This window comes from Rhizobium sp. GW821-FHT14E12, assembly GCF_058803745.1.
This window is the reverse complement of sequence record NZ_JBXAPH010000009.1, coordinates 66,198-89,093: the sequence shown is the minus strand read 5'-3', so window position 1 is coordinate 89,093 and position 22,896 is coordinate 66,198. Positions and strand designations below refer to the sequence as shown.

Genomic DNA, 22,896 nt, shown 5'->3' with positions numbered 1-22,896 from the left:
TACGTTAGGAGACCTTTTGAATGCTTACTTCGTACTTTCCGGTTCCATGGTCCAGCACTCCGAATGATGTTGATGGGCTGATCTACGGTCAATATTGGTCGTCCTCCGCGCTGGATTTTTCGTTTACCACCAGCGGTGCGCAATATGGCAGCTATAGCGGGGAGGAGCTGACGTTCCAGCCCCTCAATGCAACCATGCAGGCAGCAGTGCGCTCGGCCTTGGCGCAGTACGGTTCCATCGCGAACCTTTCTTTCGTGGAAGAAACGTCGGTTCCCGGAAACGCTACCTTGCGTTTTGGCATGTCGGACGCCGCGCAGAACACCGCTTATGCCTATTTCCCCTCGGATGGCGCTCAGGGCGGCGATGTCTGGTTCGGTACACAGGGCGGCCCAAATGCCATGACCAATCCGGTCAAGGGTAATTACGCGTGGGTCTCCACGCTGCATGAGATTGGGCATGCACTTGGCCTCAAGCATCCGCACGAGGCGTCAAGTACCAATTCCGCGACAACGAGCGTTGCGCACGACAGCATGGAATTTTCGGTTATGAGCTATCGCTCCTATACAGGGGAGCCTTTGAATGCCGGCTACACAAATGGAGACTTCGGCTTTGCGCAGTCGCTGATGATGTACGACATCGCCGCGATCCAAAAACTGTATGGAGCTGATTTTACCACGCACGCCGGCAATACCACCTACACGTTTTCTCCCACGACCGGCGAGATGTTCATCGACGGAGTCGGGCAGGGAAGACCTGGAGACAACCGCGTCTTCCTCACCGTGTGGGATGGCGGCGGTGTCGATACCTATGATTTCTCGAACTACACCTCGGCTCAATCCATAAACTTGACGCCCGGCGGCTGGTCGGCGATGTCGAACTCACAGCTCGCTTATCTCGGTGACGGCCATTTTGCCCATGGCAACGTCTACAATGCCCTCCAGTATAACGGCGACAATCGTTCGTTGATCGAAAATGCAATCGGTGGATCCGGCAACGACACGATTATCGGCAATGCCGCCAACAATACGCTAAAGGGGGGAGGCGGAAACGATTGGCTCAGTGGAGGTGCCGGTAATGATTGGCTTGACGGCGGCGCCGGTATCGACACGGCGGCCTTCAACTTCAGCCTGAAGCAAGCAACGGTCGACTATGGCAATCGTGCGATGTTGGTTAGGGGTGGCGAAGGCCAGGCCAGCCTTGTCTCGATCGAGAAGCTGCAGTTTTCCGACAGGACAATCGTTCAGGATGACGGCTCTCCCCTTGTCGATGATATGTTTTACTATACTCACTATCACGACGTTTTTGATGCGGGTGCTGACGCGGATCAGCACTACTCAAGCTTCGGATGGCGCGAGGGGCGTGATCCGAACAAATTCTTTGATACGTCCGAATATCTGGCGAAGTACCATGATGTAGCGGCTGCCGGCATTGATCCACTGCAGCACTATGCCCAGTTTGGATGGAAAGAGGGGCGGGATCCATCGAGCTCCTTCCATACATCGGAATATCTACGGCTCAATCCAGACGTTGCCGCCGCCAAGATCGATCCCCTTGAGCATTATCTGAAGTTTGGCATCTATGAGGGTCGCAATGTTAATGCCAAAGACCTGTTGATCGACGACAACTTCTATTTCAAGAACAACCCCGATGTGGCAGCAGCCCATGCGGACCCCGAACAGCACTACAATCAGTTCGGCTGGCATGAAGGGCGTGACCCCAACGCATTTTTTGATACAGCAGGATATCTAGCAGCGTACCATGATGTGGCTGCTGCCGGCGTCAATCCGTTCACCCACTATCTGCAGTACGGCTGGCATGAAGGACGTGACCCCTCCCGCAACTTCGATACGGCGGGCTATCTGAAACTCTATCCAGACGTTGCCGCCGCCGGTATCGATCCTCTTGAGCACTATCTGGAGTTTGGGGTTTTCGAAGGCAGAACCCATGTGAGTGACGGTACGTTCGCATAGCTGTGGGCGTGGATGAACGCATCCGTGTACTGTCGTACTCGGATGCGTTGACCGCCTTTCATGGTTGAAATCAGCATGGTGCGTGGCAGGAGACGACTCGCCAAGCCTCCGACCTCTCTTCACGTTGTTCACTCAGAGAGGAAGCCCCGCTCTCATATGTCGTAGCTGTGCCCCGCATTCAGCGTCGAGATGAACTGTTTCGTCCGTTCCTGTTGAGGTGCGCCGAAGATGGTGCGGGATGGGCCGGTTTCGACGATGATGCCGGCTTCGAGGAAGACGACGTTGGTGGCGATCTTCGAGGCGAGGCGCAGATCGTGCGTCGCCATCACCATGGTCGTGCCCTCGTTGGCGAGCTTGCCGAGAACATCGACGACTTCGGCGGCCAGCTCCGGATCGAGCGCCGAGGTCGGCTCGTCGCAAAGGAGGACGCGGGGCGAGGGGGCGAGCGCGCGGGCGATCGCCACGCGCTGCTGTTGCCCGCCCGACAGCGTCGAGGGCCAGGCGTCGATCTTGTGCGCCATGCCGACCTTGGTCAGAAGCTCGACGGCGCGGGCGCGGGCCTTGTCGGCTGGCCAGTGCAGCACGGTCGTCAGGCCTTCCATGACGTTCTCGATGGCAGTGCGGTGCGGGAAGAGCTGGAAATTCTGGAAGACCATGCCGGTCTGACGGCGAATCTTCTGGATATCCTGCCAGGCGGTCTTCTTGCCCGGCTGGAAGGTGGTGCTGACCTCGCCGATGCGGATCGTACCGGCCGTCGGGATTTCCAGGAGGTTGATGCAGCGCAAAAGCGTGCTCTTGCCGCCGCCGGAAGGGCCGACGAGTGCCGTCACCGTGCCTTCCGGAATGGTCAGGCTGATATCCTTCAGGATGACACTGTCGCCGAAGCGTTTTTCGATATGTGACAGCTCGATCATGTCCGTGCCTCCAGCGTGCCGCCGGAGCGGGCGAAACGGCGTTCGAGGTAGCCCTGCAGCGTCGAGAGGAAGGTGCTGAGCACGAGATAGATGATGGCGGCTTCGATATAGAGGATCAGCGGCTCATAGGTGGTGGCGACGATGCGCTGCGCTGCCTGGAACAATTCCGGCACGGTGATGGCGGCGGCAAGCGAGGTGTCCTTGACCAGCGAGATGAAGGTGTTCGACAGCGGCGGCACGGCGACGCGGGCCGCCTGCGGCAGGATGGTGCGGCTCATCGCCTGGCGCCAGTTCATGCCGATGGAATAGGCGGCTTCCCACTGGCCTTTCGGCACGGAGGAGATGACGGCGCGGATGATCTCGGACGAGTAGGCGCCGACATTCAGCGTGAAGCCGATGACGGCGGCCGGAAAGGCGTCGAGCAAGATGCCCATGCTCGGCAGGCCGTAGAAAATGACAAAAAGCTGCACCAGCAGCGGCGTGCCGCGGATCACCCAGACATAGAAGCGCGCGATGGCGACGAGCGGCTTGGGGCCGAACAGCCGCGTGACGGCGGTAACCAGGCCAAGCAGCAGGCCGAGAACGAAGGTGATCAGGGTGAGCGGGATGGTGAAGACGAGCCCCGCCCAAAGCAGCGTGCCCAGCGACTCCCACATCAATTGCAACCAGTGCTCCACGGAGAAGCGACCTTTCCATAACAAAATGCGTCCGGGGATGGCCCCGGACGCATCTTTTTCACAATTTGGCGTTTCTGCCTATTCCCACTTACTTCGAAACGTCCTGGCCGAAGTATTTGTCGGAGATCTTGGCATAGGTGCCGTCAGCCTTGATGTCGGCCAGCGCCTTGTTGATGGCGGCCTGCAGTTCCGGCTCGCCCTTGCGGATGATGACGGCGGAAAAATCGGCATTGGCCTGCTGGGCGACGATCTTCACCGGCGCGTCGGGCTTGTGCTTCTTGAAGTCGAGGAAGGACAGGCTGTCGTTGATCGTGGCGTCGGCGCGGCCGGTGAGCACGAGCTGGATCGACTGATCGAAACCGTCGGTGCCGACGAGTTCGGCGCCGGACGCTTGAGCGAGCTTGCCGAAATTGCTGGTCAGCGACTGCGCGGACTTCTTGCCCTTGAGATCGGCGAAATCCTTGATGTCGGTGTTGCTTTCCTTGACGATCAGCACGGCCTTTGAGGCGATGTAGGGGTCGGAGAAGTCATACTTCTGCTTGCGGGCGTCGGTGACGCCGACTTCGTTGATGACGGTGTCGTAGCGCTTGGCGTCGAGGCCGGCGATCAGGCCGTCCCACTTGCCTTCCAGGAACTCAGCCTTGACGCCGAGCTTGGAAGCGATGGCTTCGGCGATCTCGACATCGAAGCCAACAAGCTTGCCGCTTGCGTCATGAAAGGTGAAGGGCGCATAGGTGCCTTCCGTGCCGACCTTCAGCACGCCGGCGGCCTGGATCGCCTTGAGATTATCCCCGGCATGGGCGGGCAAAAGGAAAGCGGCTTGCACCAGGGCAGCGGCGGCTACAGTCTTCAACCAGTTCATCGTTTTCTTCCGTTTCTGGAACGTGTTGCAATCAATGTTGCATACATCGCAGAAAAATCGGAGCGGGAAAGCGTAGAAAACTGCGAAAGAAATCGGCAATTGCGAATATTTTTCTCAAGAGATGGTGGATTTGACAGCTTTGTCGAGCATGCCGAACCTGTGGGCTAGCCAGTCGGCCATAGCCCAGCGGTTGCAACACTCCCTATTCTGAAACATTGCCGGTCGGAGCCTGATCGCACTCAGGTCTATGAGACTACAAGCGGATCTTCCTCGCGAACCTGGAGGATGCGGTCGATAAGGCCCCATTCGAGAGCTTGTTCTGCGGTCATGAAATGATCGCGGTCCATCGCGCGCTCGAACTCCTCGTAGGTGCGTCCACAATGTTCAGCGTAGAGCCGCGTCATACGGTGCTTGGTCCGCTCCATTTCGGCAGCATGAATGAGCATGTCGGACGCCTGTCCTTGGAAGCCACCCAACGGCTGATGGATATGGATGCTGGAGTTCGGTAGTGCGGTTCGCTCACCGGCTTGGCCCGCCATCAGAAGGAACGAACCCATCGAACGGGCAGTCCCCATGCAGAGCGTATGCACCGGCGCGCGGATATAGTGCATGGTGTCATACATGGCGAGGCCGCTGGTCACGACGCCGCCCGGCGAATTGATGTAGAGACTGATCGGCTTCCTGGGGTTTTCCGCTTCAAGAAACAGCAATTGCGCGCAGACTAGAGCTGCGACGGTATCGTTCACTTCACCATTGAGAAAAATGATCCGCTCACGCAGGAGGCGGGAATAGATGTCGAAAGATCGCTCCCCTCTGCTGGACTGCTCTACGACCATAGGGACGAGTTGCATCGCTTCGCGCATCGGCGAACTCCAATCTTGCAAGATTTTCGGGGCGTCTCGCGGCCGTCAGGCAGCGAGCATGAGAGGCGGGCTGTTCTTGTTTGCGGCGGCCCCCATCATCCGGTCGAGCCTCATGTCGGTGAGTTCGTGGATGATCCGCAGGCAGGTTCCCCCGGTTGCGTTCGGAGCAATCCTGAACGTCACGGTGCTTTCAAGGAATGGCGGTGCGTTGTCGCGCATCCTGTAGCAAACCTCCTCGCCGGGCGTGGAGGAGGTCGCTTCGGGGTCCGCCAATGCATCCTTCGGCAACCAGCTTTCGCGAAATTCCGGAATGCTGATGGCGCGCCAGACCTTTTGCGGGGGCTCATTGAGCTCATACTCAAGCGCGATCCTGTTTTTCTGCTCCACGGTCTTTTCGTTGTTCATTGGTCCATATCCTTCAACAAGACTTTCAGAGCGTCGATGCGTGCGGGCCAATAGGCACGATATTTCGCCAACCATTCTGCGATGAGAGCCAGCCCTTCCGGATCAACCTCACAATTCACGAAGCGCCCCTGTCGTTCTTCCTTGATAAGCCCGGCACTTCGAAGAACCGAGAGGTGCTGGGACATCGCCGGCTGGCTGATCTCCATGCCCTCGCGCAAGGCGCTGGCGTTCGTGCCGCCTGCCGCCAGCTTTTCAAAGATTGCCCGGCGGGTCGGGTCGGCCAAGGCTCGGAATATGTCGTTTTCGATCATGCCAACACATAAGCACACACTTATGCGATTCGCAAGGCCTTTCGCTCTTTGCACAAACGTTCAAGATCGATCCAGCGCTGCGGTCGATAATCATTCTTCCTGTATCCGAAAGGGAAGACCATGAAAGACGTAAGCGCGACCCAGAGCAAACAGCCCATCAATTTCCAGGAAAAGCTTGGAAAGATCGAGGGCTTCTGGCAACCCCGTGTCGTCGCCGAGATGAACGACTACCAGTTCAAGCTCGTCCGCATCGAGGGGGATTTCATCTGGCACGATCATCCGGAAACCGACGAGACCTTCATCGTTCTCGAGGGGCAGTTGCGGATCGATTTTCGCGATGGCGCCGTCCATGTCGGACCCGGCGAGATGTTCGTCGTTCCGAAGGGCGTGGAGCACAAACCTTTCGCCGAGAAGGAAGTCCGGATGATGTTGATCGAACCGCGCGGCACGTTGAACACCGGGCATGAGGGCGGCGATAGGACGGCTGAGAACGATCTTTGGATATAGAACGCAGTCCGCCGAGCACGGCCGCCAAGGCCGGGCTTGTTGACGGCGATGTCGGCGATGTGGCAGCGTTCCCGGTAGTGGGCGCCGCCTCGTCATCTTGATCGTTGCGGTGCTGGCCCGAAACAAATGCGGCGTGTCCCGATGCATCCTCGCCTTCTCAAGACATTCCTCGCGGTTGCCCGGAGCAAAAGCTTCACTCGGGCGGCCGAGGAAGTTCATCTGGCGCAATCGAGCGTCAGCGACCAGATGCAGTTGCTGGAGGCCGAGCTGGGTGCTGCACTTTTCACCCGGTCGAAGCAGGGTCTGGAGCTGACGCAGGCGGGTGAGACGCTGGTCTCCTATGCGCAGGAATTGTTGGCGCTGGCGGACGAGGCGCGTGCGGCGGTGGCGGCAAGCGCCGGGCATGAGGCCGGATCGGTCACCATCGGGGCGCTCGAGACGATTGCCGCCGTCAAGCTTCCCGCTTGGCTATCCGTTTTCCAGGCCGACCATCCCGATATCAGTCTCAGGCTGAAGGTGGCCGGCAGCGGCGATCTGTTGCGAAAGCTCGAGACCGGCGAGATCAATGTCGCCTTCTGTTTCGATCAGGGACGTCTGGACGAGCGTTTTGTCAGCCGTACAATTGCGACGGAACCGCTGATCCTTGTTACAGCTCCCACAGGCAAATTTGCGGCGGGGAAGCCGGATCTGGCCGAACTTGCCTCGATGGATTTTTTGACGACGGAAGCCGGCTGCGCCTATCGGGCCATGTTCGACACGGCATTTGCGGAGGCCGGTATCGTGGCGCCGAAGCCCGCCGCCGAGGTCGGCAGCATCGGCGCGATCGCGCGGCTTGTGGCGGCAGGTGTCGGTATTGGGCTGGTGCCGCGCCTCGCGGTTGCCGAGGCGCTCGATCGAGGTGAGATCAGCGAGCTGCCGTGGCCGGGGCCGACGCAGACGGTCTCGCTGGTGATGATATGGCGGCGCCGGCGCGTGCAGCCGCCGGCGCTGAGACAGTTGCTGGCGGCCGCGAGCGATCATTTTGCGCCAACTAGATCAGCCGATGTCCGCCCTCGACATGCAGTGTCGTCCCCGTCGTAAAGCCGTTGCCCATCAGATAGCCGATAGCATCGGCGATATCCTCCGGCTGCCCGACGCGCCCGACCGGCAGCCGCTTTGCCATGGCGTCCAGCGTCTCGTCCTTCCTGTCACCGGCAACGAATGTCCAGATGGGGGTGTCGACCCAGCCGGGCGAAACGGCATTGACGCGGATCGGCGCCAGCTCGATCGCGAGCGCTCGCACCAAGCCCTCGAGCGCGGCATTGACGGCGGCGACGACCGACCCGCGCGCCGCAGGGCGATAGGCTGCGATACCGGAGGTGAAGGTGATGGAGCCGGTGGCGGAGAGCTTCGGTGCGCCGTATTTGGCGAGCAGCAAAGGCCCGTAAAATTTGCTCTCCACGACCCGTTGCGCGGCTTTCAGATCCAGCGCCGGCAGCAGTTCATAGGCGCCTTCGATATCGGCGGCGGTGCTGACGATATGATCGAGCCGGCCGATCCGCTCGAACAGGTCAGCGACCTGCGCTTCCTGCGTGATATCGACCGCGACCGTGGAGAGGGCCGGATTTTGTAGCTCCGCACTGGCGCGGCGAAGCCTATCCTCGTTCCGCCCGACGACGATCACCTCCGCGCCGGAGGCAAGCGTGTGTTTCGCCAGCGCCAGGCCCATCCCGGAGCTGCCGCCGACGATGAGGATTCGTGAATTCGCGATGTCTGCAAGTGCCATGTCGTTTGTTCCCGAAGGTGAATGTTTGCGAGGGAGACTTGGCAGAGACGTGTGGGGAGGGCAAACGGGGAAAAACGATGGTGTTATCGGAGATTCCGATGAGGGGATTTGGGGTATGGTTATGTCTGTGTTGGGCGCGGCCCGTGCCGGGCTTTCGGTTCGCTGACGGCAGGATCTGCGTTGTGAGTGAAGGCGGCGGAAATCACCCGCAGTCAAAACTGCCGTTTTCTGCGATGGAAACCCTTCATTCGAGGTTCCGCATTTCGGTGTCCATCCAGCCACAGAATTGCCGGACCGCTTTCGATTCCGAGCGGCGCTGATAACGATATGTTCCGGTCTCAACTGGCTCATATCCAGGCAGGGTCACCAACGCGCCCGACTTCATTTCCCTGCCTGTGAGAATCGTCGGTGCAAGCACCATCCCAAGACCGGCAACACAGCCAAGAAGAGCGGCGTCGTCCGTGTCGAATGCATGGGTGAGGGAAAGGTCTGCCAGCGAAATATTAAATGTCTCGCACCAGAGCTTCCAGTCCCAGTTTCCCACACAGCATTGAAGAGCCGGTATGTCCGGAACAGCAATCTCCTGACTGGTATTTTTTGCTAACAGGCTCGGAGAAACAACCGGGCGGCGCAGGTCGCGAGCAAGGAATTCCCATCCCTCGGCTGCTGCCCCTGCCCGAAAATAACGGATGCTGACATCGGAGTCGGGGACGGCTGGAAAACCTCGCGCAGAACTGGTTTCCACCCGAACGCGGACCTGTGGGCAGAGCGCGCGAAAACGATCCAGTGACGGGATGAGCCAGCGCAGCGCAAGCGACGTCGTCGCATGAACACTGATTTCGCTTTCATCGCGATACAGGGCATCAGCCGAACGCTCGATGAGCCCGATCGCCGGTGCGACCTCCTGATAGAAGCGCTGCCCTACGTCAGTCAGGGAAATGGTATTATTTCCTCGGCGGAAGAGGCTTACCCCAAGCTCGTCTTCGAGCTTTTTGAGCTGGTGGCTCACTGCGCCGGGTGTAACGCCGAGTTCAGTGCCCGCGGCTGTAAGGCTCCCGGTGCGTGCCACGATCGCGAATACCCTGACGGCATTGAGAGAGACGCGATGCTTTTCCTGCATGAATTTTCCTCAGGCTCCCCTCAAATTCCTCGTTTGAGCATCACACGAAAATCTAGCACAAGCGAAAGTCAAAAGCCCCTCAGAAACTGAGATGCGACCAAGCCAATTTTACTCCTACCCCAAATCCATCGCATGGGTATCCGCTGGGGTAGCATTATTTTCTTTAGTCTTCTCTCGCTGACGGAAGTGCCGTCTCTTCCTCATTTCTTCAGAAACAAAAAGCTAATCGTGTCTAAAGGTCCTTGATGCTTTCCCTTCCACGCCGCTACCGCAACTCGATTGCGCTCTCCGCACCAATTGCCGGGATGCAGCTCCGCTCGCCCACAGCTCGCGCCGTTGCCGCCCTGTCGCTGACACAGCTCATTGGCTGGGGTGCCACGTTCTATTTGCCCGCGGTCACTGGACCTGCCATGGCGGGCGAGCTGACCATGGCCCTGCCCATGGTCATGGCGGGACCGACGGTTATGCTTGTCGTCATGGCCATGGTGTCCTGGCCGCTGAGCGCCATCTTCGAGCGTTATGGCACGAGGCCGATTATGGTGTTGGGATCATTGTTGGGCGCAGCCGGCTTGCTGATCATGGGCCTGGCCAATGGTCCGGTGTCCTTCGTCCTGTCGTGGCTCATTCTCGGCCTCGCCGGTGCCTCCATGTTGACGACGCCGGCGCAGATCGCGGTGACCGAGATCGCCGGCGAGAAAGCGCGTCAGGCCCTCGGTGTGCTGATCCTGGCAGGTGGGCTGACATCAACCATCGTCTGGCCGCTGACAGGGCTTCTGCAGGCTCAATGGGGCTGGCGAACGACGACACTGGTCTATGCCGCCCTGATGCTGATTGTCTGCATGCCACTGCATTGGACCATGCTTGCTCGACGGCCCAGGCAAGAATTCGCCGCGAAGGCGGTGGCTGAACCCTCCCCAATCGACCGCCCACGCTTCGCCCTGCTGGCTATAAGCTTTGCGGCCAACGGCTTCGTCACCTGGGGCTTTGCTCTCACCATCATCATCCTGTTCGAAGCTGCAGGCCTCGATCACGCCAGTGCGCTGGCGGCGGCTGCCTTCATGGGGATTGCTCGATGGGCGGGGCGCATGATCGATTCCCTCGGCGGTCGGCGCTGGTCGGGCTTCGTCACCGGCCTTGCCGGCTCTGTCCTGTTTCCGTTGAGCTTCATCGTTCTTCTGCTGGCCAGCAACTTCTTCGGCGTCATGCTTTTCGCCACGCTTTACGGCATTGCTAGCGGCGTCACCGCCGTCACCCGCGCCACGCTCCCGTTGCAGATTTTCCCCACCGGCGCCTATGCCCGCACATCGGCGCGACTGGCGGTGCCGCTCAACCTCTCCTTTGCGGCCGCACCACCGGTATTCACTGCCATCCTCACCTCGGCTGGTCCCCACGCTGCCCTATGGCTGGCCTTGGTCATCTCGATCTTCGCCTTGTGTGCGCTTCTCGGCCTTTTGCTGCTGCACCGCCGAATGAATCCGGCAGCACAACAGAACTGAATCCTGAATGCCGATTCAGCTTATTGCTATGGTTGTTTGTGGCAGCAGGGGCCTACCTCAAACTACCGACACCCGCCGTCGCCGTTCGCTGAAGATAATGATCAGCCCGGCGCTGAGGATCAGGATCGCGCCCAGGAAGGTGTTGATGCCGGGAACGTCACCCCAGATGAGATAGCCGAGTGCAAAGGCCCAGACGAGCGAGGTATATTCGAACGGCGCCAGCACCGAGACCGGCGCCTGGCGCATGCCTTCGAACAGAGCCAGCTGGCCGATGCCGGAGAAGATGCCGGTGATGCAGAGCAGTAGCAGTTCGTGGCTTGTCGGCGTCTTCCAGTGCAGCATCGCCATCGTGCCCGTCATCAGGATTAGCATGATGTTGGAGACGGCCATCTGGATGTGGCTCTTTTCGTGCAGTGCGGTCTTGCGCAGCAGCACCATGCCGGTTGCCCAGAGCACGGCTGCCTGCAGGGCGAGATAGACCGGCCAAGAGATCGACAATCCTACCGGATTTGAGGCGATCACCACGCCGCAGAAGCCAACGCCAACCGCCATCCAGCGGGCGATGGTGACCTTTTCTCGGAGTACGATAGTCGCAAGGATCGTGCCGACGATCGGGGCGGCATAGTAGAGGGTGGTGACCTCGGCGAGCTGGAGATATTTGGCAGCCGAGTAATAGGAGATCCAGGCGATCAGCAGCAGCATGCTGCGCACGATCATCGGCTTGACGACCGGCGAGCGCGCCACCTTGCGCACCAGCGACGGCCCTTCATAGACGAAGCAGCCGGCGAGAATGGCGCAGCTGCGAAGGAACAGCACCTGCCAGACCGGAATGGTGACGACGAGCAGTTTCACCGCCGAGTCATGGGCGGTAAACAGCATATAGCCAAACACCGTAAGCAGGATGCCGTAGCTGATGGGGTTTTTCACTAGAGCACCAAGGGGGAAGGGCCGATGCGAAGCAGGCGAGGAATCTTGTCCGACTCAAGCGATAGGAGCCTACCTTTTCGTCGTCAATAGGCCATATGTGCAGGGCAGATTAGGCGGGAAATATTTATGCATGGTTGTGGCCCCGTTGCTTCCATTTTAACAGATGGTGATGAAACGTGACTGACTCGCCTCTTTTCGGATATTGCGATTTCAATCGATTTAAATATGTTGCGAGCACCGATTTGGGGGATTTTTTATGGATGACATGATGAAAACCGAGGGTCTTCAGGCACGCAGAAGCGGATTCTTTACGAAACCGCGCGCGGCCGTCTCGTTGCTGTTTCTGATGAACGGCTTCAGCGTCGGCTGCTGGGCGCCGAAGATTCCGGAATTTGCCGAGCGGCTGCAACTGAGCAAGTTCGAACTCGGCCTGATGATCCTGGTCTTCGGTGTCGGCTCGCTGGTGATGATGCCGATCGCCGGCGCGCAGATCGCCGGGCGCGGTTCGAAGATCGTCGTCAAGGCCTTCGCCGTGCTGCTCGTGCCGATGCTGCTCGCCATGACCTTGGTCGAGAGCGTGTGGACTGCGGCTATCGCCATCTTCCTGTTCGGCGGTTTCATCGGCGCCATGGACGTGGCGATGAATGCCAATGCCGTCTCGGTGGAAAAATCCATGCGCCGGGCGATCATGTCGTCCTGCCATGCCTTCTGGAGCCTTGGCGGTCTGCTCGGCGCGGCGATCGGCGGTTTCCTGATCTCGCATCTGGGCTACCTCGGTCACGCCGAGGTCGTCACCGTGCTTTCCATTCTCATCCTGGCTGTGGCATGGCCGATGATCCTCGGCGACCAGCCGCATCCCGACGAGGCGAAGCCGAAGGCGCGGTTGCCGATGGTGCCGCTGCCCTGGCTGCTCGGCCTCATGGCATTGTTCTCCATGATGCCCGAGGGCGCGGTGCTGGATTGGAGCGCGCTTTATCTCAGCCAGGAAAAGGCAGCCTCCGTGACGCTGTCGGGCTTCGGCTTTGCCGCTTTCTCGCTCACCATGGCGGTGATGCGCTTTGCCGGCGATTTCGTTCGCGACCAGCTGGGCGCGGTCAAGACGCTGCGTGTCTGCACGGTGTTCGCCATTGTCGGCATGGTGATTGCGGCGCTGGCGCCGAATGCGGAACTGGCCATCGTCGGCTTCGCGCTATGCGGCATCGGTATTTCCAACATGGTGCCGATCGCCTTTTCGGCCGCGGGCAACATTCCGGGGTTGCAGCCGGGCATCGGCATCTCGGTCGTCACCACGCTCGGCTATTCCGGCATGCTGGTGGCGCCCTCCGCGATCGGTTTTGCCGCCGAGCATGTCGGTTTCTCGCCGGTCCTGCTGGCGCTGCCGGTGCTGCTGCTCGTCGTGCTGGCGCTATCATCGCTGGCGCGTTACGCCGACGGCATCGGCGAGAATTCGCATTAATTCAGCCGTCTTGACCTGCCATGGTCATGTTCCAGCCTGAGAAAGTGATATCCGAAGCGGTTGACAACGACCGCTTCGTGATCCACCTGAAAGGCACTGATTACCTGAGGCTAACGAGAGTTTTCCATGTCGTCCGCCAGTGATTTTGATCCGAAGCCGCGCCGTTCCTCCGTTGCCGTCGATGTAGGCGGCGTTATCGTCGGCGGCGGCGCGCCTGTGGTCGTGCAGTCCATGACCAATACCGATACCGCCGATATCGATTCGACGGTGGCGCAGGTCGCCGCCCTCTTCAAGGCCGGCTCGGAGCTGGTCCGCATCACCGTCGACCGTGATGAAAGTGCAGCCGCCGTGCCGAAGATCCGTGAACGGCTGCTGCGTCTCGGCATGGACGTGCCGCTGATCGGCGATTTCCATTATATCGGCCACAAGCTGCTTACCGATCATCCGGCCTGCGCCGAGGCCTTGGCGAAATACCGTATCAATCCCGGCAATGTCGGCTTCAAGGACAAGAAGGACAAGCAGTTCGCCGAGATCATCGAGATGGCGATCCGCTATGACAAGCCGGTTCGCATCGGCGTCAACTGGGGCTCGCTCGATCAGGATCTGCTGACGGCGCTGATGGATCAGAATTCCGCCGCCGGCTCGCCGCTGTCGGCCCGCCAGGTGACGCGCGAGACGATCGTGCAGTCGGCGCTGATATCGGCGGATTTGGCCGAGGAAATCGGCCTGCCGCGCAACCGCATCATTCTCTCGGCCAAGGTCAGCCAGGTGCAAGACCTGATCGCCGTCTATTCCATGCTGTCCGAGCGCTCCAATCACGCGCTGCATCTCGGCCTCACCGAGGCCGGCATGGGCAGCAAGGGCATCGTCGCCTCGTCCGCTGCCATGGGCTATGTGCTGCAGCACGGCATCGGCGATACCGTCCGCGTCTCGCTGACGCCGGAGCCGAATGGCGACCGCACCCGCGAGGTGCAGGTGGCGCAAGAGCTGCTGCAGGTGATGGGCTTCCGCCAGTTCGTGCCCGTTGTCGCGGCTTGTCCCGGCTGCGGCCGCACGACATCGACCGTCTTCCAGGAGCTGGCGCAGAATATTCAGAACGATCTGCGCAAGAACATGCCGGTCTGGCGCGACAAATATCCTGGTGTCGAAGCGCTCAACGTCGCCGTCATGGGCTGCATCGTCAACGGCCCCGGCGAGAGCAAGCATGCCGATATCGGCATCTCGCTGCCCGGCACCGGCGAATCGCCCGCTGCTCCCGTCTTCATCGACGGCCAGAAGGCGATGACGCTGCGCGGTCCGAACATCGCTTCGGACTTTGAAGCGCTGGTCGCCGACTATATCGAGAAGCGTTTCGGTCAGAAGAGCGTCGCGGCGGAGTGATCCGCCGCCAAATCGCTCAGATGTTGCTGGTCAGCAGCTTGATGCCGGCAAAGCAGTAGAAGCCGGCCATGGCGCCCTCGATCCAGCGGCGCGCATTCCTGTAGATCTTCAGCGCATGCGGCGTCGAGAACAGCAGCGCATAGCCCATGAAGGCGACAAAGCCGGTTGCCCCGCAGACGGTGATGATCAGCACGGCGACGGAGGCTGGCGCTCCCTGCGGCATGCCGAGCGCGATGATGGCGAGCCAGGCGAAGATCGCCTTCGGATTGGTGACGTGGATGCCGTAACCGCTAAGGATCAGCGACCTGTAGCTTGGTGCCTTTGCGTCCGTCACGGCTGCCTGCAAGTCGCCGGTCGTGCGCGCGGCGCGCAGCGCCTTGTAGGCGAGATAGAGCAGATAGAGCCCGCCGAAGATCTTCAGAACCTCCAGTGCCATCGCATAGGTCTGTAACAAGGTGGCAAGCCCGGCGGCGGCAGCGGTCGCCCATGTCAACGAGCCGCCGAAGATGCCGAGCGAGATCGCCATGCCCGATTTGCGGCCATGGGTCATCGATGTGGCGATGATGGCCATGATCGCCGGTCCGGGACTGACGACGGCGATGATATAGGCAATATAGGCCGGCAGGATCTGCGGCAGATAGGCGAGCGCCTCATGCATGGGATGGCTCCGGGGGATTTCAGGCGACGATATCTGCCATGGAAAGGCGTGGTCGTCACCCGTTTTCCGCGCGATTTCTTGTCATGGAGACATGTCCGTCGATCCGAAAGCGCCTGACGCGCAGGCTCAGTTCTTGCGGTTCGCCACGAACCGCGCCGTTTCCATCAGTAGATCCGCCTTATCGCCGTAACCGGACAACAAGTCCGCCGCTTCGCTCACCAGTCTTGCAAGCGTCGTCTCTGCCCATTCCCGGCCGTGCAGCGCCACCAGCGTGCCCTTGCCGCGGGCGGCATCCTTGCCGGTCGCCTTGCCCATGGTAGCGGCGTCGGCGGTGAGGTCGAGGAGGTCGTCGGCAAGCTGGAAGGCAAGGCCGATCTTTTCGCCGAAGCTGCGCAGCCGTTGGCGGTCTCCGGCCGGGGCACCGGTGAGGATGGCGCCGGCTTCGCAGGCAAAGCGGATCAGCGCGCCGGTCTTCATCGCTTGTAGCGTGGTGATCCCTCGTTCGTCCGGCGTCACCTTCTCGGCGGCGAGATCGAGCGCCTGGCCGCCGGCCATGCCGCCGATGCCGGCGGCGCGCGACAGCGCCAGAACAAGCTCCATCTTCCGGTCTGCCGGCAGGTCCGTTTCCGGTGCGGCGATGATGTCGAAGGCATAGGTCAGCAGGCTGTCGCCGGCCAGGATCGCCGTCGCATAGTCGAAGGCGACATGCACGGTCGGCTGGCCGCGACGCAGATCGTCATCGTCCATGGCCGGGAGGTCGTCATGCACCAGCGAGTAGCAATGGACGCATTCGAGCGCGGCGCCGATCCGGAGCGCCGCATCGGCGTTGCCACCGAGAAGTGCGGCGGTCTCCAGCACGAGAAAGGGCCGCAGCCGCTTGCCGCCATTCAGCACGCCATGACGCATTGCGCCGAGCAGGCGGGCTGGGCGGGCAATCTCGTCGTCCAGGCGAGCATCGGCGAGAAGCCGGCTCAGCACAGCCTCGACCTTGCCGGCATTGTCTCTGAGGCGATGTTCGAAGGAGGAGGTGGTGCTGTCCATGGCCGCTGTTTGGCATGAGTGTCGGTCGCTGGCAACGGGAATTGTCAACAGCCGGGATGGGAATCTCGTCGCACTCTGGTCATCGCTTTGTGTAGACGGTATGACGATTGGAGCATTCCCAGCGCGTTCCCCGAATGTGCAAGGCGTGTTCCGGGATGGGGTGATGGTGGACCTTCGGCAATTGGACATATCGACGGACAGCGAGGAGGAAGCCGAGATGCCACGACGGTCGGCCCTGCTTGCGCGGTTTATGGCCCGTCCGCTCGCGCAGCGCATCGTCCTCGTCGTCGTCGGTTTGCTGCTGCTGCCCTATCTGCTGATCGTCCTCTACGCCTTGCCTTTCGTCCATCCGGTTTCGACCCTGATGTTGCGCGATGCCGTAACGTTTCAAGGGTATGACCGCCGATGGGTTTCGTTCGATGAGATATCGCCGGTGTTGGTGCGGTCGGTCATGGCGTCGGAGGACGGGCAGTTCTGCTTTCATGGCGGTGTCGACTGGGGCGAGATGCGCGCACTCGTGCAGCAGACGCTGAAGGGCCAATCGACGCGCGGCGGCAGCACGATCCCGATGCAGACCTCGAAGAATCTGTTTCTCTGGAATGGTCGCTCCTTCGTGCGCAAGGCGATGGAATTGCCGCTGTCCGTGTCCTCCTCCTTCGTCTGGTCGAAGCGGCGGATGATGGAAGTCTATCTGAACATCGCCGAATGGGGGCCGGGCATTTACGGCATCGAGGCGGCCGCGCGCTATCATTTCAAGGTGCCGGCCTCGAAACTCAATGCTCGCCAGGCAGCCCTTCTCGCCGTTTCCCTGCCCAATCCGATCGACCGGGTGGCGAGCAAGCCGGGACGCGGGCTGCGTCAGCTCGCCTCGCTGATCCAGCGCCGGGCGGCGAATTCCGGCGAGTACATCAAATGCCTTTATAACTGATATCAGAACTTGTCGTTCGATCGCATGGCCGACATCTGGCATTTTCGGCTGGAATGATGACGCTGCTCGAACTGCGCCCGCCGGCCTTTCGAGGACTAAAAGGGACGAACCATGGACAAGCTGACCCTCTATATCGGTAACAAGAATTATTCCTCCTGGTCGTTCAGGCCATGGATCGCGCTGGAGGGTTGCGGCGTGCCTTTCCAGGAGGTGCTGATCCCCTTCGATTTCGAGGCCGGCAATCCTGACATCCGCGCGGTCTCGCCGACGGGCAAGGTGCCGATGCTGGTTCATGGCGGCCTCAAGGTCTGGGAATCGCTGGCCATCATCGAATATGCGGCAGAGCTTTTTCCTGAAGTGGGGCTCTGGCCGAGGGATCGGCAGGCGCGCGCGATTGCACGGTCCTACAGCATGGAGATGTTCGCCGGTTTCAGTGCCCTGCGCGGCGCCTGCCCGATGAACATGCGCCGTCCGAACGGCCGCCGTCTCGATCTGCCGGAAGGTGTCATGGATGACGTGGCGCGCATCGAGACGATCTGGCGCGAGGCGCGCGACCGTTCCGGCGGCCCTTTCCTGTTCGGCGCGTTTTCCGGTGCAGATGCGATGTTCGCGCCGGTCGTCCACCGCTTCGAGAGCTATGACCTCGTCAGCGCCGCCGACACGCTGGATTACATGGCGGCGATGAAGGCCTTGCCCGCCTGGCAGAAATGGGAAAAGGCAGCCCTTGAAGAGACCTGGCGTGTGGCGGTGGACGAGGCTTGATCGCCGATTCGGCCTCAATCCATCTGAATCCGGTGGCGCGGGCAAAAAATGCTGTGAGGGACTGGTCAAAGCCCTGCAAGGTATGTATAAGCCCCACCAAATTCCGAAATTGATCCATGTCTGTTTCGGCCGCCTGGCTGGCCGCTGACATGTTTCGTCCGCAAAGTGGAGTAACGAAAATGGCTGTACCGAAGAGAAAAACGAGCCCGTCCAAGCGCGGTATGCGCCGTTCGGCTGATGCGCTGAAGGCTTCGACCTATGTTGAAGACAAGAACTCCGGCGAACTGCGTCGCCCGCACCATATCGACCTGAAGACCGGTATGTACCGCGGCCGTCAGGTTCTGACGCCGAAGGAAAGCGCATAATCTAGCGCTCCCTTAAGGGTGAGATTGAAGAGGCTGGCGTTTCGCCGGCCTTTTTCTGTTTTGATCGGAATGTGAGAGGCTTACCTATACCCTCGCGCCAGTGGGAAGAGGGTGGTGCGGAGCGCCGGGTCAGGCGGCGTTACCGGGGAAATTGCCTTTCGCTTGCCATCTCCTGACCTTGTCGAAGGGCGGGCACCTTCTCCCCGAGGGGAGAAGGGGATTATCTCACAAGCTATCCAGCTTGCTCTGCATGGCGCGGAGCTGCTCCTTCAGCTCGTCAATGTCCTTTGCTTCCGCCTTGCGGCTTTCCTTTGCCGGCGGTTTCATGAAGGGCGAGAACATCTGCATGGCCTGCTGGAACATTTCGGTGTTGCGGCGCACCTGTTCCTCGACCATCTGGATCGGCAGTTGCAAATTCTTGACGAGCGGCGTCTCGCCGAAGGCGCGGTTGATCTGTTCGCGCATCTGCACCTGCTGCTCGGTGAAGGAGCGCATGGAGTGCTCAAGAAAACTCGGTACGACCATCTGCATCTGATCGCCGTAAAAGCCGATCAGCTGCCGGAGGAAGGAGATCGGCAGGAGCGTGTTTCCGGTCTTTGATTCCTGTTCGAAAATGATTTGCGTCAGGACGGAATGCGTGATGTCTTCGCCGCTTTTCGCATCCTGAACGGTAAATTCCTCTCCCTTTTTCACCATTTCCGCCAGGTCATCCAAGGTCACGTATGTGCTGGTGCCGGTATTGTATAGGCGGCGGTTGGCGTATTTCTTGATTACGATCTGGCCCTCATTCTTTGCCATTACTCAGTCTCCTGACCCCGTCTGATTGTATGGAATACTCCTCCATTACCAAGTGTAGACGCAAAAGAAGCTTGGTGACAATCGCTTTGTGCGATGCGGCAAGCCCTTTCTATTGGTTGTATTTTTCGTTGGTGGTGACGGCTGGATGAAATATGGGCAACCGCCGTCTTGCAGTTTGACTCGGGCGCAAAGCTTTGACAGTTTCGCCTCATATATGTTCATCCTGTGAGGAGGCTTCCATGAGCAATCCATCCATCGTCATCGCCAGTGCTGCCCGCACCGCTGTCGGTTCCTTCAATGGCGCTTTTGCCGCTGTTCCGGCCCATGAGCTTGGTGCTGCCGTCATCAAGGGCGCGCTTGAGCGCGCCGGTATCGAAGCTGGGGACGTCGATGAAGTGATTCTCGGCCAGGTGCTGCAGGCGGCCGAAGGGCAGAACCCGGCCCGCCAGGCTGCGATGAAGGCCGGCATCCCGCAGGAGGCGACCGCCTGGAGCGTCAACCAGCTTTGCGGCTCGGGCTTGCGCGCCGTCGCGCTCGGCATGCAGCAGATCGCCACGGGCGACGCCAAGATCATCGTTGCCGGCGGCCAGGAGTCCATGTCGATGGCCCCGCATGCAGCGCATCTTCGCGCCGGCACCAAGATGGGCGACATGAAGATGATCGATACGATGATCAAGGATGGCCTGACCGACGCCTTCTACGGCTATCACATGGGCATCACGGCGGAAAACATCGCTCGCCAGTGGCAGCTGTCGCGCGAGGAGCAGGACCAGTTCGCCGTTTCCTCGCAGAACAAGGCCGAGGCCGCGCAGAAGGCCGGTCGGTTCAAGGATGAGATCGTTCCCTTCACGATCCAGACCCGCAAGGGCGACATCATCGTCGATACCGACGAATATATCCGCCATGGCGCGACGCTGGACGGCATGACCAAGTTGCGCCCCGCCTTCGACAAAGATGGCACGGTAACGGCGGGCAATGCCTCCGGCCTCAACGACGGCGCGGCTGCCACCGTACTGATGTCCGAGGCGGAAGCCTCGCGTCGCGGCATCCAGCCGCTCGCTCGCATCGTCTCCTGGGCAACGGCGGGCGTCGATCCCAAGATCATGGGCTCCGGCCCGATCCCGGCCTCGCGCAAGGCGCTGGAAAAGGCAGGCTGGTCGGTCGGCGAACTCGATCTCGTCGAGGCTAACGAGGCTTTTGCCGCCCAGGCTTGCGCCGTCAACAAGGATCTCGGCTGGGATACGTCGATCGTCAACGTCAATGGCGGCGCGATCGCCATAGGCCACCCGATCGGCGCTTCCGGCGCCCGCGTCCTCAACACGCTGCTGTTCGAAATGAAGCGCCGGGGCGCCAAGAAGGGCCTTGCCACGCTTTGCATCGGCGGCGGCATGGGCGTGGCGATGTGCTTCGAGGCATTTTGAGGCGTTTCGCGTATCCCCAGGGCCGCGCAAAGCGGTTTTGAGCCAGGTTTTCCAGAAGAAACGATGAAGGCGGGGCGGGCGACCTGAGGATCGGTCGTCCAGTCTTCGCAGCAACAAAGGGGAGTGGACCATGAGCAGAGTGGCGTTGGTGACAGGCGGTACGCGCGGCATCGGGGCGGCCATTTCGATGGCGTTGCGCAATGCGGGCTACCGCGTTGCGGCGACCTATGCCGGCAATGAGGAGAAAGCGCGAGCTTTCCATGAGGTGACGGGCATTTCCGTCCACAAATGGGATGTGACTGACTACGAGGCCTGCGGCAGGGGGATCGCCAGGGTGCAGGACGAGCTTGGTCCGGTCGAGATCCTCGTCAACAATGCCGGCATTACCCGCGACGCCATGTTCCACAAGATGACGCCGCAGCAATGGAACGAGGTCATCAATACCAACCTCACCGGCCTGTTCAACATGACGCATCACGTCTGGCAGGGCATGCGTGACCGCAGCTTCGGCCGCGTCATCAATATCTCGTCGATTAACGGCCAGAAAGGCCAGATGGGCCAGGCGAACTATTCCGCCGCCAAGGCCGGCGACCTCGGCTTCACCAAGGCGCTGGCGCAGGAAGGGGCGGCCAAGAACATCACCGTCAACGCCATTTGCCCCGGCTATATCGGCACGGAAATGGTGCTGGCGGTGCCGGAAAAGGTGCTGAATGAGCGTATCATCCCGCAGATCCCCGTGGGACGCTTGGGTGAGCCGGAGGAGATCGCCCGCGTTGTCGTCTTCCTCGCCGCCGATGATGCCGGTTTCATCACGGGATCGACGATCAGCGCCAACGGCGGCCAGTTCGTCGTTTGAGCCTATAGGATCGATGTGTTGGCTGATTGTCGGGAGTGTCCGGCAATCAGTTCCGGCCTGAATTCCTGGAGCGCTGTTGCCTGGGCTTGAATTCCAGGATGACGGGCTTGAACACCATCCGGCGCATTTCCCTGTCATGCGCCCGCGAGGCGTGGATCAGCACGATGAGGCTGGTCCCGACGAGAGCAAATGCTGCGACGCCTGCGATGATTGCAATCATGGTGTCCGTCCCTTTTCAAAAACGTTGACCCATCCCTACGCGATCGGCGCGGGTGCTTGTATTCGCCTAAATATGCCGGTTCGAAGTTTTCTGCATGACGATTTGATCTTCGCGACCGGTCGTTAACAACGTGCTGACGACCGGTCGGAAATCTGTCTTAGCCTGTCACCGGCTTAGCGGCAGCGAGCCTCGTAACGGTGGCCATAGCGGTCGCGATAGATGCAATAGCCGCGGCGCTCGTGAGAGCGGCCGATGAGGTTGCCGACAACACCGCCGGCCACGGCGCCGACTGCAGCACCACCCCAGCTATTGGTGGCAACGCCGCCGATGAGCGCGCCTGTTCCGGCGCCGATGGCCGTGCCTCTCTCCGTGGCACTGCATGAGGCGAGCGCGCCAACAATGGCGATCGCGACGATGATTTTCTTCATGGTATTTGCTCCCTGGTATGACGAGGTTTTCAACGTTATCAGCCCGATCAGATCCGGCCCATCAGCAATAGAATGAGAACAATGACAAGAACGAGGCCGAGACCGCCGGATGGACCATATCCCCAGCTTCGGCTGTAACCCCAGCTCGGGAATGCACCGATCAGCATGAGAATCACGATTACGAGTAAAATGGTACCAAGCATGGCTTATTTCCTCCACGTCCAGCGTTTGAAGTTTCCGCTGGAGTGAGACTTCGCCCCAGCGGTTGCTTCAAACGGTGCGCCCATTTACCTCGTTTATACCAAACGGGCGGCGCACCGTGTTCGCTACCCGAAGAAACTCGCGCCGGGCGAAATTGTTCCGGCTCAGAAATAACCGCCGGTGTTAGGACGCGCCGGTAGGTCGAGGTGAAAAGGTTAACGGAGCAGCGCGTTGCGCGTGCGAAAATGCCGTTCGACGACCTCTTCTTATGGTTAAAAATTTATTTAAATACAATATGTTGCGGTGAACGAAACGGGAAGATGGGCCTGTCCGCGATTCGTCAGCGATTCGTTCTGCATTTGGGCTTTGGTTAACGCCGGCGAGCGATTGGGCCTTAGAGCGATGACTGCCTTCGGGCATGCGGGTATTGGCCCGATCGCCGCAAGGTGGTGCCCCATCGATCGAAATCGTTAAGATCGCACGCTTTCGGGCTCGTCCACTCCGTCAGCCCATTCTCCATCTGGGTCGGCTTCCTCATCCGATCGCTAGATGTAGCCGTGAACAA

The 22,896-nt window shown here is 60.3% G+C and carries 26 protein-coding genes; 11 read left to right on the top strand and 15 right to left on the bottom strand.

Annotation, left to right across the window (positions count from 1 at the left end; translation table 11 throughout):
• Window positions 1-20 precede the first annotated feature (20 nt).
• On the top strand, window positions 21-1,970 hold the full coding sequence (locus tag AC1RO0_RS25885; protein ID WP_498595440.1) for a M10 family metallopeptidase: 1,950 nt from the start codon (window positions 21-23) through the stop codon (window positions 1,968-1,970).
• 152 nt (window positions 1,971-2,122) lie between these two features.
• On the opposite strand, the gene AC1RO0_RS25880 is transcribed toward AC1RO0_RS25885, so the two are convergent.
• The 6 genes from AC1RO0_RS25880 to AC1RO0_RS25855 all read right to left on the bottom strand — a co-directional run bounded on the left by AC1RO0_RS25880 (window position 2,123) and on the right by AC1RO0_RS25855 (window position 6,002).
• Window positions 2,123-2,884 carry an amino acid ABC transporter ATP-binding protein gene (locus AC1RO0_RS25880; protein WP_498595439.1) on the bottom strand — a complete coding sequence of 254 codons (762 nt, stop codon included), beginning with the start codon at window positions 2,882-2,884 and terminating at the stop codon, window positions 2,123-2,125.
• Window positions 2,881-3,561: an amino acid ABC transporter permease gene (locus AC1RO0_RS25875; RefSeq protein WP_174052791.1), complete on the bottom strand. Its 681-nt coding sequence runs from the start codon at window positions 3,559-3,561 to the stop codon at window positions 2,881-2,883. The genes AC1RO0_RS25880 and AC1RO0_RS25875 overlap by 4 nt, the downstream gene beginning before the upstream one ends.
• Window positions 3,562-3,649: 88 nt before the next feature.
• A complete protein-coding gene (locus tag AC1RO0_RS25870; protein ID WP_498595438.1) occupies window positions 3,650-4,423 on the bottom strand; it encodes an amino acid ABC transporter substrate-binding protein in 774 nt (257 codons plus the stop codon).
• A gap of 245 nt (window positions 4,424-4,668) precedes the next feature.
• Window positions 4,669-5,286 carry an ATP-dependent Clp protease proteolytic subunit gene (locus tag AC1RO0_RS25865; protein WP_498595437.1) on the bottom strand — a complete coding sequence of 206 codons (618 nt, stop codon included), beginning with the start codon at window positions 5,284-5,286 and terminating at the stop codon, window positions 4,669-4,671.
• A gap of 45 nt (window positions 5,287-5,331) precedes the next feature.
• Entirely contained in the window at window positions 5,332-5,691 is a 360-nt protein-coding gene (locus tag AC1RO0_RS25860; protein ID WP_498595436.1) for an SRPBCC family protein, read from the bottom strand.
• The gene (locus AC1RO0_RS25855; protein ID WP_498595435.1) at window positions 5,688-6,002 is read right to left on the bottom strand and encodes an ArsR/SmtB family transcription factor; all 315 of its coding nucleotides are present in this window, start codon (window positions 6,000-6,002) and stop codon (window positions 5,688-5,690) included. Before AC1RO0_RS25855 ends, AC1RO0_RS25860 begins: the two co-directional genes overlap by 4 nt.
• Before the next feature lie 120 nt (window positions 6,003-6,122).
• Between AC1RO0_RS25855 and AC1RO0_RS25850 the strand changes: the two genes are divergently transcribed.
• Window positions 6,123-6,509: a cupin domain-containing protein gene (locus AC1RO0_RS25850; RefSeq protein WP_498595434.1), complete on the top strand. Its 387-nt coding sequence runs from the start codon at window positions 6,123-6,125 to the stop codon at window positions 6,507-6,509.
• Between the two features lie 141 nt (window positions 6,510-6,650).
• Window positions 6,651-7,589: a LysR family transcriptional regulator gene (locus AC1RO0_RS25845; RefSeq protein WP_498595433.1), complete on the top strand. Its 939-nt coding sequence runs from the start codon at window positions 6,651-6,653 to the stop codon at window positions 7,587-7,589.
• Here the strand turns inward: AC1RO0_RS25845 and AC1RO0_RS25840 are convergent.
• Window positions 7,540-8,274: an SDR family oxidoreductase gene (locus AC1RO0_RS25840; protein ID WP_498595432.1), complete on the bottom strand. Its 735-nt coding sequence runs from the start codon at window positions 8,272-8,274 to the stop codon at window positions 7,540-7,542. The genes AC1RO0_RS25845 and AC1RO0_RS25840 overlap by 50 nt on opposite strands.
• A gap of 244 nt (window positions 8,275-8,518) precedes the next feature.
• Entirely contained in the window at window positions 8,519-9,394 is an 876-nt protein-coding gene (locus AC1RO0_RS25835; protein WP_498595431.1) for a LysR family transcriptional regulator, read from the bottom strand.
• A gap of 245 nt (window positions 9,395-9,639) precedes the next feature.
• On the opposite strand from AC1RO0_RS25835, the gene AC1RO0_RS25830 reads away from it, so the two are divergent.
• The gene (locus AC1RO0_RS25830) at window positions 9,640-10,890 is read left to right on the top strand and encodes an MFS transporter (RefSeq protein WP_498595430.1); all 1,251 of its coding nucleotides are present in this window, start codon (window positions 9,640-9,642) and stop codon (window positions 10,888-10,890) included.
• A 57-nt stretch (window positions 10,891-10,947) separates the two neighbouring features.
• On the opposite strand, the gene AC1RO0_RS25825 is transcribed toward AC1RO0_RS25830, so the two are convergent.
• Window positions 10,948-11,817 (bottom strand): DMT family transporter, encoded by an 870-nt coding sequence (locus AC1RO0_RS25825; RefSeq protein WP_498595429.1) that lies wholly within the window; start codon window positions 11,815-11,817, stop codon window positions 10,948-10,950.
• Window positions 11,818-12,073: 256 nt separating this feature from the next.
• Here AC1RO0_RS25825 and AC1RO0_RS25820 point away from each other — a divergent pair, with 256 nt between their 5' ends.
• Entirely contained in the window at window positions 12,074-13,273 is a 1,200-nt protein-coding gene (locus tag AC1RO0_RS25820) for an MFS transporter (protein WP_498595428.1), read from the top strand.
• A gap of 126 nt (window positions 13,274-13,399) precedes the next feature.
• Window positions 13,400-14,653 carry a flavodoxin-dependent (E)-4-hydroxy-3-methylbut-2-enyl-diphosphate synthase gene (gene ispG / locus AC1RO0_RS25815; protein WP_498595427.1) on the top strand — a complete coding sequence of 418 codons (1,254 nt, stop codon included), beginning with the start codon at window positions 13,400-13,402 and terminating at the stop codon, window positions 14,651-14,653.
• Window positions 14,654-14,669: 16 nt separating this feature from the next.
• Here the strand turns inward: ispG and AC1RO0_RS25810 are convergent, their stop codons facing one another.
• Complete coding sequence (locus tag AC1RO0_RS25810; RefSeq protein ID WP_498595426.1) at window positions 14,670-15,311, bottom strand: LysE family translocator; 642 nt, start codon at window positions 15,309-15,311, stop codon at window positions 14,670-14,672.
• 126 nt (window positions 15,312-15,437) lie between these two features.
• On the bottom strand, window positions 15,438-16,352 hold the full coding sequence (locus AC1RO0_RS25805; RefSeq protein WP_498595425.1) for a polyprenyl synthetase family protein: 915 nt from the start codon (window positions 16,350-16,352) through the stop codon (window positions 15,438-15,440).
• 181 nt (window positions 16,353-16,533) lie between these two features.
• Here AC1RO0_RS25805 and mtgA point away from each other — a divergent pair, with 181 nt between their 5' ends.
• The 3 genes from mtgA to rpmF all read left to right on the top strand — a co-directional run bounded on the left by mtgA (window position 16,534) and on the right by rpmF (window position 18,407).
• Window positions 16,534-17,280, top strand: coding sequence for a monofunctional biosynthetic peptidoglycan transglycosylase (gene mtgA, locus AC1RO0_RS25800; RefSeq protein WP_498595580.1), 747 nt, complete (start codon window positions 16,534-16,536; stop codon window positions 17,278-17,280).
• A 111-nt stretch (window positions 17,281-17,391) separates the two neighbouring features.
• Window positions 17,392-18,042 (top strand): glutathione S-transferase family protein, encoded by a 651-nt coding sequence (locus tag AC1RO0_RS25795; RefSeq protein WP_498595424.1) that lies wholly within the window; start codon window positions 17,392-17,394, stop codon window positions 18,040-18,042.
• 179 nt (window positions 18,043-18,221) lie between these two features.
• Complete coding sequence (rpmF, locus tag AC1RO0_RS25790; protein WP_006724402.1) at window positions 18,222-18,407, top strand: 50S ribosomal protein L32; 186 nt, start codon at window positions 18,222-18,224, stop codon at window positions 18,405-18,407.
• 225 nt (window positions 18,408-18,632) lie between these two features.
• Here the strand turns inward: rpmF and phaR are convergent, their stop codons facing one another.
• The gene (gene phaR / locus AC1RO0_RS25785) at window positions 18,633-19,205 is read right to left on the bottom strand and encodes a polyhydroxyalkanoate synthesis repressor PhaR (protein WP_007692303.1); all 573 of its coding nucleotides are present in this window, start codon (window positions 19,203-19,205) and stop codon (window positions 18,633-18,635) included.
• Window positions 19,206-19,444: 239 nt separating this feature from the next.
• Here phaR and AC1RO0_RS25780 point away from each other — a divergent pair, with 239 nt between their 5' ends.
• Window positions 19,445-20,626 carry an acetyl-CoA C-acetyltransferase gene (locus AC1RO0_RS25780; protein ID WP_498595423.1) on the top strand — a complete coding sequence of 394 codons (1,182 nt, stop codon included), beginning with the start codon at window positions 19,445-19,447 and terminating at the stop codon, window positions 20,624-20,626.
• A 130-nt stretch (window positions 20,627-20,756) separates the two neighbouring features.
• Window positions 20,757-21,482, top strand: coding sequence for an acetoacetyl-CoA reductase (gene phbB, locus AC1RO0_RS25775; RefSeq protein WP_498595422.1), 726 nt, complete (start codon window positions 20,757-20,759; stop codon window positions 21,480-21,482).
• 46 nt (window positions 21,483-21,528) lie between these two features.
• Here phbB and AC1RO0_RS25770 read toward each other — a convergent pair whose 3' ends face one another.
• From AC1RO0_RS25770 to AC1RO0_RS25760, 3 genes are all read right to left on the bottom strand, one after another.
• Window positions 21,529-21,702 (bottom strand): hypothetical protein, encoded by a 174-nt coding sequence (locus tag AC1RO0_RS25770; protein ID WP_498595421.1) that lies wholly within the window; start codon window positions 21,700-21,702, stop codon window positions 21,529-21,531.
• Window positions 21,703-21,875: 173 nt separating this feature from the next.
• Complete coding sequence (locus AC1RO0_RS25765) at window positions 21,876-22,130, bottom strand: YMGG-like glycine zipper-containing protein (protein WP_498595420.1); 255 nt, start codon at window positions 22,128-22,130, stop codon at window positions 21,876-21,878.
• 47 nt (window positions 22,131-22,177) lie between these two features.
• On the bottom strand, window positions 22,178-22,333 hold the full coding sequence (locus AC1RO0_RS25760) for a DUF3309 domain-containing protein (RefSeq protein WP_153369573.1): 156 nt from the start codon (window positions 22,331-22,333) through the stop codon (window positions 22,178-22,180).
• Between the last annotated feature and the right edge of the window lie 563 nt (window positions 22,334-22,896).